This is a genomic window from Klebsiella sp. JN_Kp127 (assembly GCF_040062505.1).
Classification (GTDB): domain Bacteria; phylum Pseudomonadota; class Gammaproteobacteria; order Enterobacterales; family Enterobacteriaceae; genus Klebsiella; species Klebsiella quasipneumoniae.
The window spans coordinates 43,990-55,149 of sequence record NZ_JBEAHS010000002.1; the positions used below are offsets into that span (position 1 = coordinate 43,990).

The following is an 11,160-nucleotide window of genomic DNA, read 5'->3' on the forward strand; positions in this document are numbered from 1 at the left end:
GATCACGGCTTTCTGGCCACAGGCACATCCAGCGCCTGCAGGATCTCGACAAACGGCGACGGTTGCGCCTTGTTAAATAACAGCCACACCCGGTGACGGGCACGGGTTATGGCCACGTACAGCAGTCGACGTTCCTCCGCATCCGGAAAATCTTCCGGTTGCGGCAGGAGCGCCTCCTCTATGATCGACTCGCGCGCTGGAGCCGGAAACGCATCCACTCCCTCCTGCAGTCCCAGCACAATGACATAGTCGGCCTGTTGACCTTTGCTGGCGTGAATAGTCATAAAATCAAGCTGGAGGTGCGGCCAGCGCGTCGCCGCTTTATCAAGCGCCTCGGGCTTCAGATGATGGTAGCGGGCAAGCAGAAGGATCCGCTGCTCGGGCTTAACGTAACCGCTCAATTTATCCAGAAGATCGTCCAGCTTATCGTCGGCTAACAAAGTGACGGCCTTTTTATCTCCCGCGGTCAGGCTGTTCAGCGGTTTGCTTAACTGATGCGGATTCTGCTGGATAAAACCATTGGCTATTTCGCCGATACGCCCGTTAAAGCGATAGGTGGTATCCAGCGCACAGCAGTCCCCTTCGCCAAAGTAGTGGTTGAACGCGGTGGTCAGGGAGAGCTGCGCCCCGCTGAACCGGTAAATCGCCTGCCAGTCATCGCCAACGGCAAAGAGCGTGGTTTGGCTATTTTGCCGGCGTAACGCGGCCAGCAGCGAGGCTCGCTGCGGCGAAATATCCTGAAATTCATCCACCAGAATGTGTTTCCACGGGCTAACGAAGCGGCCTTTATCGAGAATATTGACCGCCTGATGGATCAGGCCGGAAAAATCGACTGCATTCTCCGCCTTCAGCGCCGCCTTCCACTCTTTCAGCAGGGGCGACATCAGCTTCACCCGTTTACTGAACAGATCGCGTACCGCATCCGGCGCGCCGGCGATCATCTCTGCCTGGGAGCCGCCGTGCATGCGCATCAGGCTGACCCAGCGGTCAAGCCGGCTGGCCATCCGCCGCTGCACCTTTTTATCCTGCCAGAAGTCCCCCTCCGGCAGTTGCCAGCCCATCTCCTCTTCCAGCCACAGGCGCCAGCCTTTCGCCTGCGCTTTTTTCTCCTGGCACTGCTTTTGCCAGCTTTTCAGCAGCAATGCGTGGCGGGCCGCAGTATCGCTTTCCAGCTTACTGATGGTGGGCACTTTTTTGCTGCCCTGCTGGATAATATGCAGCGCCAGCGAGTGGAAGGTGCGGGCGGTAATATCGTCTGATGCCAGACGCTCGCGGATCCGCTCATCCATCTCCTGCGCCGCCTGGCGGCCAAATGCCAGCAGCAGAATTTGCTCTGCCGCCGCTTCTCCCCGCGCCAGCAGCCAGCCCGCTCGAGCCACCAGCACCGAGGTTTTACCACTGCCCGCTCCCGCCAGCACCAGCAGGGAGTGCTCGCCGTTCACCACCGCTCGCGCCTGCGACGGATTGAGCGGGGAGGATTCCACTCCGTTAAAAAAGCCGCGATACTGTTCCAGCATCGCCTCGGTAAAGGCCTGGTTATGGGCCTGACGCGCCGCTTCAATATCCCCTAACCAGCGCTGACATTCCCGCCACAGCTCCCGGCAGTTATCAAAGGCGTCAAGCCGGCTGGTGGGCATCGGCAGCCCGGTTAACGCATGGCGAATATTATCCTGAACATCCGCCACCTGCTGACGCGTCAGCCACTTACCTTCTGCCCGGGTGCGTTCGATAGCTGTCAGCTGCTGCTTCAGCACCCCGGCGGCGATATCGCTCATTTCCGTGCTCCACTGCTGCCAGAGCGTGTGTAAATGGTGATAAAAGCGCTGCGTTTCGCTCCATTCGGTACCGTGCAAACGCACGACTTTATCGTCCGGCAGCACAAACTCCAGTTCGCCCCAGACCAGACCGCGCTTACAATGCACTGACAATAACTGATTGAAAGGGATAAGATACTCATGACGATCGCCGGAAACCTTTACCCCGGCATTCAGTAACTGCACCCTGTCATAAGGATGCTGAGCCATGCGTTTGCCCAATGTTGTCGCTTTAAGTTCCATATAATGTCGATTTTCAATCAGGGTGGATTGTTTTTCAGTTTAACCGCCCCGGACCAGGTGCTCCAGCGCAAAAAAACGTTACAATTGTCAGGTCTTATTATCCACAGGGCAAAACCGAGGCTTTATGCGTACCATTCTGAATATTTTGAACTTTATCCTTGGCGGTTTCGCCACCACTTTAGGCTGGCTGCTCGCCACCCTGGTCAGCATTATGCTGATCGTCACGCTGCCGCTGACTCGTTCCTGCTGGGAAATCACTCGCCTTTCGTTATTTCCCTATGGTAACGAGGCGATTCATGTTGATGAGCTCGAGCCAGGTCGCCAAAACAGCCTGCTGAACGCCGGCGGCACCATCCTGAACATTCTGTGGTTCATTTTTTTCGGCTGGTGGTTGTGCCTGATGCATATTTTCAGCGGCATCGCCCAATGCCTGACTATCATTGGCATCCCGGTGGGGATCGCTAATTTTAAAATCGCCGCCATCGCCCTCTGGCCGGTGGGTCGCCGGGTCGTCTCTGTGGAAACCGCGCGCGCCGCGCGCGAAGCCAATGCGCGTCGTCGCTTTCAGTAACCGAACGGAACACGGACATGATTAGCCCCCTGCTACGCCGCTACACCTGGAACAGCGCCTGGCTTTATAACGTACGCATTTTTATTGCGCTCTGCGGCACGACGTTGTTTCCCTGGTGGATCGGCGAAGTCAAACTGACCATCCCCCTCACCCTCGGCGTCGTGGCCGCGGCGCTGACCGACCTTGATGACCGTCTGGCGGGCCGTCTGCGCAACCTCGCCATTACTCTGGTTTGCTTTTTTATCGCCTCCGCCTCCGTGGAGCTGCTGTTTCCGTGGCCGCCGCTGTTTGCCCTTGGTCTGACCGTGTCTACCATCGGCTTTATTTTGCTTGGCGGCCTCGGACAGCGCTATGCGACCATTGCCTTCGGCGCCCTGCTTATCGCCATCTACACCATGCTCGGCGTCACGCTGTACGATCACTGGTATCTGCAGCCGTTGTTCCTGCTGGCGGGAGCCGTGTGGTACAACCTGCTGACGTTGTCCGGCCATCTGCTTTTTCCAATTCGTCCACTGCAGGACAACCTGGCGCGTAGCTATGAGCAACTGGCCCGCTATCTGGAGCTCAAATCCCGGCTGTTTGATCCAGACCTTGAGGATGAGAGCCAGGCGCCGCTGTACGATCTGGCCCTCGCCAACGGCCAACTGGTGGCGACCCTTAACCAAACCAAGGTCTCACTGTTGACCCGACTACGAGGCGACCGGGGACAGCGTGGTACTCGTCGTACGCTGCAGTATTACTTTGTGGCCCAGGATATTCATGAACGCGCCAGCTCATCGCATATTCAGTACCAGACCCTGCGCGACCAGTTCCGCTACAGCGATGTGATGTTCCGTTTCCAGCGCATGCTTTCGATGCAGGCGCAGGCCTGCCAGAAACTCTCGCGGGCGATTCTGCTGCGCGAACCCTATCAACATGATGCCCATTTCGAACGGGCGTTTATGCATCTCGATGCGGCACTTGAGCGCGTACGCGCCAGCGGCGCATCCGATGAGCAGCTCAACGCCCTTGGCTATTTACTCAATAACCTGCGCGCCATTGATGCTCAGCTGGCCACGATTGAATCGGTGCAAACCACCGCGCCCGCCGGGAGTAATACAGAGACGCTGCTGGCCGACGACAGGCTAGGCGGACTGAACGATATCTGGCTGCGCCTGCAGCGCAATATGTCGCCAGAGTCAGCCCTCTTTCGCCACGCGGTGCGTATGTCGCTGGTGCTCTGCGCCGGCTATGCCTTCATCCAGTTTACCGGTCTTCAGCACGGCTACTGGATCCTGCTGACCAGTTTGTTCGTCTGTCAGCCGAACTATAACGCCACCCGCCATCGTCTGGCGTTGCGGATCATCGGCACGCTGGTCGGGGTGGCGATCGGCCTGCCGGTCCTCCTGCTGGTACCGTCGGTTGAAGGGCAGCTGCTGCTGATCGTCCTCACCGGCGTGCTGTTCTTCGCCTTTCGTAACGTGCAGTACGCCCATGCCACCATGTTTATCACGCTGCTGGTGCTGCTGTGCTTTAACCTGCTTGGCGAAGGTTTTGAAGTCGCGCTGCCGCGCATCATTGATACGCTGATCGGCTGCGCCATCGCCTGGGCGGCGGTCAGCTTCATCTGGCCGGACTGGAAATTCCGCAACCTGCCGCGGGCGCTGGACCGGGCGCTAAACGCGAACTGCCGTTATCTGGATGCCATCCTGGAGCAGTACCACCAGGGCCGCGACAACCGGCTGGCCTACCGTGTCGCACGCCGTGACGCCTACAACCGCGATGCTGAGCTGGCTTCCGTCGTCTCGAACTTGTCGACGGAACCACGGGCGGATGCCGCCCAGCGCGAGACCGCCTTTCGCCTGCTGTGTCTCAATCATACCTTCACCAGCTACATTTCCGCTCTCGGCGCGCATCGGGAAAAACTGTCCACGCCGGACATCCTCGCCCTGCTCGATGATGCGGTCTGCTATGTCGATGATGCCCTGCATCATACCCCAGCGGATGAACAGCGAGTGCAGAAGGCGTTGACCAGCCTGCAAAGCCGGATCCACCATCTGGAGCCTCGCGCGGACAGTAAAGAGCCCCTGGTGCTACAGCAGATTGGCCTGCTGCTGGCGCTGTTGCCTGAAATCTGCCGCCTGCAGCAGCGGGTACACGCTCAAACGGAATAACCGTTGTCCATTAGCGCGCAGACGCCCATTCCAGAAGCTCCTGACGCCGTGGCGTCGGGAGCGCGGCGGCATGAACGCCAACGATAGCCCCCTCCAGCGCCAGCAAGACGTTGTGCGATAGGGAAGCATTGTTCTCGCGCAGCTTTAGCCAGGCCTGGCGGGCGCCCACCTCCCGTAGTGCTAACACGTCTGGTATGCCCGAGTGAATCAGCTGCAATTCCATATGAAAACTGATATTGGGTAAATCCTTCAGGCGTCCCGACGACCGGCGGCGATATTTTTCACGCTGGGCGCTCTGCCACGACATCAGCGACAAGCGGAAAAGCTGTTTCTCATCGCGCCACAAGGCATCGTCGATTTGATAATACTTTAGCGGCACGATGCGCCCGTGTCGGCGCAGCATCAATAAAGGATTATGGTGTTCTACCCGATAGGCAGCGCTCTGCTCGCAGGCCTTTAGATAAATATTCCCCTCTGCCACCATCGCAAACACGGTATCTTCGATAGCCAGGCTGTAGCCGCCAAACAGGGGGCGAGAGTGAAGTTGGCCCAGCGGAGAGACGCAGGCCTGAAATTGCGGGAGCCGCGGACATACGAGTTTTCTCATGATCATTCCTTTGTGAATCATGTAATTAAACTTAAGTTGTTAACGGATCCGCTAAGGGAAAACATAAGGGACTTCCCTGACAGCAGCAAGATGATTTTTGCCTGCTTTTCCACCAGAATGCGGTTTTGCGAGACGCTTTCAGAAAATTGCAGCTGTTGCTGCAACTGGCAGACAGGAGAAAAAGGATTAGCCGGTGTTAAGGATGGTGTTGCGAGTAGCCGCAAACCTGTACCGTCAGGATGGCTGAAAGCGATTAAATTTCCACCAGCAAAATGACAAATTGCGGTTGATCTTTTCCCCTGGCGGATATACTGTATATGCATACAGTAACTACAGGCGGGATAGACTATGTTTACTTCAGCTCATGCAAACCGTTCAGCACAGGCCTCTGCTCCGGCAGCCCACTACGCTCATCGTTCTGGCGAACAGGCCGCCAATGGGCTGATCAGTGAAATTGTCTATCGTGAAGATCAACCCATGATGACACAGTTGTTGTTGCTACCTTTATTACAGCAGTTGGGTCAACAGTCTCGCTGGCAGCTGTGGCTTACGCCGCAGCAAAAGCTTAGCCGCGAGTGGGTTCAGTCCGCCGGTCTGCCGCTGTCTAAGGTCATGCAAATTAGCCAGCTCTCCCCCAGTCACACTTTAGACTCGATGATCCGCGCCCTGCGTACCGGTAACTATAGTGTGGTTATCTGCTGGCTGGCGGAGGAGTTAACCGCTGACGAACATGAGCGTCTGGTGCATGCAGCCCAGGAAGGCTGCGCGATGGGATTCATCATGCGCCCGGTCCGAAATCAGGGCACGCTCGGCAGACAACTCAGCGGGCTAAAAATTCACTCAAATTTGTATCATTGAGTGAAATTAGGATTATTCCTGGAATTTTTTTTACCGGTAGTAATGGCACAGCGTTTTTTAAGGTCTTTTTCGCGGAATGCCTGCCACACGGGCATTTGTGCCTTTTTTTCGTGTACGAAAATCAACCATATTTGTTAAATATTGTGTACACAACCCTTTTTTTTCATATGCCTGACAGAGTTCACACTTGTAAGTTTCGAACTAAGTTGTAGACTTTACATCGCCAGGGGTGATCGGCTTACGCTGCATGTATCAGCATAGTTAACAACAAGTCACGCCCCCGGTGAAGGATTTAACCGTGAGGTCTTTTGTAACTTCATGGCGAATTTTGGATGATAATGAGGCGCAAAAAATGAAAAAGACAGCTATCGCGATTGCAGTGGCACTGGCTGGCTTCGCTACCGTAGCGCAGGCCGCTCCGAAAGATAACACCTGGTATGCAGGTGGTAAACTGGGTTGGTCCCAGTATCACGACACCGGTTTCTACGGTAACGGTTTCCAGGGCAACAATGGTCCGACCCGTAACGATCAGCTCGGTGCTGGTGCGTTCGGTGGTTACCAGGTTAACCCGTACCTCGGTTTCGAAATGGGTTACGACTGGCTGGGCCGTATGGCATATAAAGGCAGCGTTGACAACGGTGCTTTCAAAGCTCAGGGCGTTCAGCTGACCGCTAAACTGGGTTACCCGATCACTGACGATCTGGACATCTACACCCGTCTGGGCGGCATGGTTTGGCGCGCTGACTCCAAAGGCAACTACGCTTCTAACGGCGTTTCCCGTAGCGAACACGACACTGGCGTTTCCCCAGTATTTGCTGGCGGCGTAGAGTGGGCTGTTACTCGTGACATCGCTACCCGTCTGGAATACCAGTGGGTTAACAACATCGGCGACGCGGGCACTGTGGGTACCCGTCCTGATAACGGCATGCTGAGCCTGGGCGTTTCCTACCGTTTCGGTCAGGAAGATGCTGCACCGGTTGTAGCTCCGGCTCCGGCTCCGGCTCCGGAAGTGGCGACCAAGCACTTCACCCTGAAGTCTGACGTACTGTTCAACTTCAACAAAGCAACCCTGAAACCGGAAGGTCAGCAGGCTCTGGATCAGCTGTACACCCAGCTGAGCAACATGGATCCGAAAGACGGTTCCGCTGTTGTTCTGGGCTACACCGACCGCATCGGTTCCGAAGCTTACAACCAGCAGCTGTCTGAGAAACGTGCTCAGTCCGTTGTTGACTACCTGGTTGCTAAAGGCATCCCGGCTGGCAAAATCTCCGCTCGCGGCATGGGTGAATCCAACCCGGTTACTGGCAACACCTGTGACAACGTGAAAGCTCGCGCTGCCCTGATCGACTGCCTGGCTCCGGATCGTCGTGTAGAGATCGAAGTTAAAGGCTACAAAGAAGTTGTAACTCAGCCTGCGGCTTAAGTTATAACTGATGAAAAAACCCGCTTCGGCGGGTTTTTTTATGTCTTCTCGCTCGCTTTAGCGGCTAAAGACTGATGGCCGTTAGAGGCGGATGGCAGCCTGTGTGGCGCGACCTGCGCCTTAGTCACCACTGAACGGGCAGCCCGCTACTCCTTACCTAACAGTACCTGCAGATCGTGCTTCAGGCTCGACATTTTGCTGGCATACTTCTCTTTATGCTCAGCATCCTCAATCAGCTGGACGATGGTTTCGGACAAGGTTTTCCCTCGCCTCTGCGCCAGACCGGCAAGGCGCTGCCAGACGACAAACTCAAGGTCGATCGACTTCTTACGCGTATGCTGATGCTCGGCGTTAAAATGGCGTTTCCGTCGCGCACGGATGGTCTGTTTCATGCGGTTCATCAGCGCCGGATTCATATGCTGCTCAATCCAGGCATGCACCAGCACAGGTTCATTCTCGAGCGTCAGCAAGTCATCTATCGCAGCTTGCGCAGCGCTGGCCTCAATGTAGCGGGTAATCAGCTCACCTTCCCGGTGCTTCTTTACCAGATATTTCCATTTCCAGCCGCTTTCAAGATTTTCCAGTTGTTGATATTTCATTGCGATCTCAATGTGACCGTGTAACTCATTTCAGGATATCAGTTTTTTCCTGATGTGCTGAATATAAATCATTATTCGTGATGTGGATGGCCGGGTAATCATCGGGGTAGCCATAATCCTCCGTGTGCTCAGACGCGGCATCAGGTATAATTGCGCGCTTTACATCTAACTAAAAAACAGCGACTTTGACCATTACGAAACTGACCCGAACCGACCTTGCGCCTGATCTGGAACCTTACCAGGCGCTGTTTGCTCAAGCTGAACTCTCTCATCCGGCCCCCTCCCTCTCGGGCGATCTGCAGCCGCGGTTGTTCTATGCGCTTGAGCAACTGCTGTACACCCCGGCAGTCTCCTCCTTCATGTTGGTGAAAGCCCCTGAGGAGCCGGAATATCTGCAATGGCTGGCGGCTGAAACTCGCACGCTGCACGAGCCTGCCGCACCGCTTCACGGAGTTCGCTATGAGGTTAACGGCGCTCACGTGACGCTCACGCCGGCGCAACGCGCTGAAGATAATTTTGCCAGTACCGCTCCGGTCGTGGCGGCCGATTGGCTGGAGGCGGAACAGCTGTTTGGCTGCGTACGCCAGTTTAATGGTGAAATCACACTCCAGCCTGGCCTGGTCCATCAGGCCAACGGCGGCGTGCTGGTGCTCTCACTACGCGCATTACTGGCGCAACCGTTGCTGTGGATGCGCCTGAAAAATATGGTGACCCGTCAGCGCTTTGACTGGCTCTCCATTGATGAATCACGGCCGCTGCCGGTCAGCATCCCTTCCATGCCGCTGAGCCTGAAAGTCATGCTGGTGGGCGAACGCGAATCGCTGGCCGATTTCCAGGAAATGGAGCCAGAGCTCTCTGCCCAGGCTATCTATAGCGAGTATGAAGACACCCTGCAGTTTGCGGACGCCGATACACTGAAGGCCTGGTGCCAGTGGGTATGGCAGAATGCGCAGCAGCTGGAGCTACCGGGCCCGGCGAGCGATGCCTGGCCACTGCTGATCGATGAAGGGACGCGCTACACCGGCGACCAGGAGACCCTGCCACTCAGCCCGTTATGGATAGCCCGCCAGCTGCGTGAGTCTGCCGCCTTCTGCGAAGGCGAAGAGATTACCGGCGAAGCGATGCAGACGATGCTGGCGCGCCGGGAGTGGCGTGAAGGCTACCTGGCGGAGCGTATGCAGGATGAAATCCTGCAGGAACAGATCCTGATTGAAACCGAAGGCGAATGCGTCGGGCAGATCAACGCCCTCTCAGTCATTGAATTCCCCGGTCATCCACGCGCCTTCGGCGAACCTTCGCGCATCAGCTGCGTCGTGCACATTGGCGACGGCGAATTTATCGACGTCGAACGCAAAGCCGAGCTGGGCGGCAACATCCATGCGAAAGGCATGATGATCATGCAGGCTTTTCTGATGTCCGAGCTGGAGCTGGAGCAACAACTCCCCTTCTCCGCTTCGCTGACCTTTGAACAGTCCTACAGTGAAGTGGATGGCGACAGCGCCTCCATGGCGGAACTCTGCGCCTTAATCAGCGCGCTGGCCAACGTGCCGATTAATCAGAGCATCGCGATCACCGGCTCCGTCGACCAGTTTGGTCGTGTGCAGCCGGTCGGCGGACTGAATGAAAAAATTGAAGGTTTCTTCACAATCTGTCAGCAGCGCGGCCTCACCGGAAAACAGGGCGTGATTATCCCTGCCGCCAACGTTCGCCACCTTAGTCTGACCCACGAGCTGCGTCAGGCCGTTGCCGACAATCAGTTTGCTATCTGGGCAATAGACGATATTACCGAAGCGCTGCCGATGTTGACCCAGCTGATGTGGGACGGTGAAGGACAGACGCTGCGACAAACCATTCAGGAGCGGATAGCGCAGGCGACCCAGCAGGAGACTCGCCATCGTTTTCCGTGGCCGCTACGCTGGTTAGGTGGGACAAGTTCTAACTGATCGGACTTGTTCAGCTTACACGTGTTAGCTATCCTGCGTCCCGAACTTAAAATAAGGCTTACTGAAAACATGGTAGATAAACGCGAATCCTATACAAAAGAAGATCTTCTTGCCTCTGGTCGTGGTGAACTGTTCGGCGCGAAAGGCCCGCAGTTGCCGGCGCCAAACATGCTGATGATGGACCGCGTCATCAAAATGACCGAAACCGGTGGTAACTACGACAAAGGTTATGTTGAGGCCGAACTCGACATCAACCCGGACCTGTGGTTCTTCGGTTGCCACTTTATCGGCGATCCGGTGATGCCGGGCTGCCTGGGCCTGGATGCCATGTGGCAGCTGGTAGGTTTCTATCTCGGCTGGCTCGGCGGCGAAGGCAAAGGCCGTGCGCTGGGCGTTGGCGAAGTGAAATTCACGGGCCAGGTTCTGCCGACCGCGAAAAAAGTGACCTACCGCATCCACTTCAAGCGCATCGTTAACCGTCGTCTGATTATGGGCCTTGCGGATGGAGAAGTGCTGGTTGACGATCGTCTGATCTACACCGCAAGCGATCTGAAAGTGGGTCTGTTCCAGGATACTTCCGCTTTCTGATAACGTTCAGCAGCGATTAAAAGGCGAAGCCCCCGCTATGCGGAGGCTTCTTTTTTAAAGAGACAGTGTCAGGCCGTTAGTACCCTGTCCTCCATGGCTTCTCGCCAGCCTCCCAGCCACCATGAGCGTTGATTCAAGCTCTGGTATGGACACATTTCTTTCGATCTTCCTGCGATACCCGCCTGATATCCGCGTTGATGTGCCCGTTCCAGGCGATCTCGTTTTTGTCTCTTCATGCCTCGTTTCCCTCATTCTTTGATCTGGTGGAAAAGAAAACAGTGGTCGCAAATTGTGCAGCCACGGGTTACGAATACCGCGAAATGAAGGCGACGTCAATGCGCAAAATTCACGCCATTGTCAT

11 protein-coding genes are annotated in these 11,160 nt (G+C 56.0%); 6 read left to right on the forward strand and 5 right to left on the reverse strand.

Features of this window, described 5'->3' with window-relative positions; translation table 11 throughout:
* Positions 1-2: 2 nt before the first annotated feature.
* Positions 3-2,057, reverse strand: coding sequence for a DNA helicase IV (gene helD / locus ABLV04_RS01185; RefSeq protein ID WP_101861875.1), 2,055 nt, complete (start codon positions 2,055-2,057; stop codon positions 3-5).
* Positions 2,058-2,181: 124 nt separating this feature from the next.
* Here helD and ABLV04_RS01190 point away from each other — a divergent pair, with 124 nt between their 5' ends.
* Both ABLV04_RS01190 and yccS read left to right on the forward strand, forming a co-directional pair.
* On the forward strand, positions 2,182-2,628 hold the full coding sequence (locus ABLV04_RS01190; protein WP_004201437.1) for a YccF domain-containing protein: 447 nt from the start codon (positions 2,182-2,184) through the stop codon (positions 2,626-2,628).
* Between the two features lie 17 nt (positions 2,629-2,645).
* Positions 2,646-4,781, forward strand: a complete 2,136-nt coding sequence (gene yccS / locus ABLV04_RS01195) for a YccS family putative transporter (protein WP_044521942.1) — start codon at positions 2,646-2,648, stop codon at positions 4,779-4,781.
* A gap of 10 nt (positions 4,782-4,791) precedes the next feature.
* Here yccS and ABLV04_RS01200 read toward each other — a convergent pair whose 3' ends face one another.
* Together ABLV04_RS01200 and ABLV04_RS01205 are read right to left on the reverse strand one after the other, a co-directional pair.
* Positions 4,792-5,388: a TfoX/Sxy family DNA transformation protein gene (locus ABLV04_RS01200; protein ID WP_023289053.1), complete on the reverse strand. Its 597-nt coding sequence runs from the start codon at positions 5,386-5,388 to the stop codon at positions 4,792-4,794.
* A 17-nt stretch (positions 5,389-5,405) separates the two neighbouring features.
* A complete protein-coding gene (locus tag ABLV04_RS01205) occupies positions 5,406-5,711 on the reverse strand; it encodes a hypothetical protein (protein WP_158238131.1) in 306 nt (101 codons plus the stop codon).
* Between the two features lie 25 nt (positions 5,712-5,736).
* Between ABLV04_RS01205 and sulA the strand changes: the two genes are divergently transcribed.
* A complete protein-coding gene (sulA, locus tag ABLV04_RS01210) occupies positions 5,737-6,246 on the forward strand; it encodes an SOS-induced cell division inhibitor SulA (protein WP_023289052.1) in 510 nt (169 codons plus the stop codon).
* Between the two features lie 352 nt (positions 6,247-6,598).
* Positions 6,599-7,669, forward strand: coding sequence for a porin OmpA (gene ompA, locus ABLV04_RS01215; protein ID WP_023289051.1), 1,071 nt, complete (start codon positions 6,599-6,601; stop codon positions 7,667-7,669).
* Between the two features lie 146 nt (positions 7,670-7,815).
* Here ompA and matP read toward each other — a convergent pair whose 3' ends face one another.
* Positions 7,816-8,268, reverse strand: coding sequence for a macrodomain Ter protein MatP (gene matP, locus ABLV04_RS01220; protein ID WP_180265780.1), 453 nt, complete (start codon positions 8,266-8,268; stop codon positions 7,816-7,818).
* Positions 8,269-8,453: 185 nt separating this feature from the next.
* On the opposite strand from matP, the gene ABLV04_RS01225 reads away from it, so the two are divergent.
* Both ABLV04_RS01225 and fabA read left to right on the forward strand, forming a co-directional pair.
* The gene (locus ABLV04_RS01225; RefSeq protein ID WP_023289050.1) at positions 8,454-10,211 is read left to right on the forward strand and encodes a Lon protease family protein; all 1,758 of its coding nucleotides are present in this window, start codon (positions 8,454-8,456) and stop codon (positions 10,209-10,211) included.
* 69 nt (positions 10,212-10,280) lie between these two features.
* Positions 10,281-10,799 (forward strand): bifunctional 3-hydroxydecanoyl-ACP dehydratase/trans-2-decenoyl-ACP isomerase, encoded by a 519-nt coding sequence (gene fabA / locus ABLV04_RS01230; protein ID WP_004201428.1) that lies wholly within the window; start codon positions 10,281-10,283, stop codon positions 10,797-10,799.
* 68 nt (positions 10,800-10,867) lie between these two features.
* Here fabA and rmf read toward each other — a convergent pair whose 3' ends face one another.
* Entirely contained in the window at positions 10,868-11,035 is a 168-nt protein-coding gene (gene rmf / locus ABLV04_RS01235; RefSeq protein WP_002898396.1) for a ribosome modulation factor, read from the reverse strand.
* Positions 11,036-11,160: the final 125 nt, after the last annotated feature.

Bases quoted from the DNA above. Each gene is read 5' to 3' on its own strand.
- ABLV04_RS01205 (WP_158238131.1), bottom strand. From the start codon at position 5,711: ATGCATATACAGTATATCCGCCAGGGGAAAAGATCAACCGCAATTTGT.
- sulA (WP_023289052.1), top strand. From the start codon at position 5,737: ATGTTTACTTCAGCTCATGCAAACCGTTCAGCACAGGCCTCTGCTCCG.
- yccS (WP_044521942.1), top strand. From the start codon at position 2,646: ATGATTAGCCCCCTGCTACGCCGCTACACCTGGAACAGCGCCTGGCTT.
- fabA (WP_004201428.1), top strand. From the start codon at position 10,281: ATGGTAGATAAACGCGAATCCTATACAAAAGAAGATCTTCTTGCCTCT.
- helD (WP_101861875.1), bottom strand. From the start codon at position 2,057: ATGGAACTTAAAGCGACAACATTGGGCAAACGCATGGCTCAGCATCCT.
- matP (WP_180265780.1), bottom strand. From the start codon at position 8,268: ATGAAATATCAACAACTGGAAAATCTTGAAAGCGGCTGGAAATGGAAA.
- rmf (WP_002898396.1), bottom strand. From the start codon at position 11,035: ATGAAGAGACAAAAACGAGATCGCCTGGAACGGGCACATCAACGCGGA.
- ABLV04_RS01190 (WP_004201437.1), top strand. From the start codon at position 2,182: ATGCGTACCATTCTGAATATTTTGAACTTTATCCTTGGCGGTTTCGCC.
- ompA (WP_023289051.1), top strand. From the start codon at position 6,599: ATGAAAAAGACAGCTATCGCGATTGCAGTGGCACTGGCTGGCTTCGCT.
- ABLV04_RS01200 (WP_023289053.1), bottom strand. From the start codon at position 5,388: ATGAGAAAACTCGTATGTCCGCGGCTCCCGCAATTTCAGGCCTGCGTC.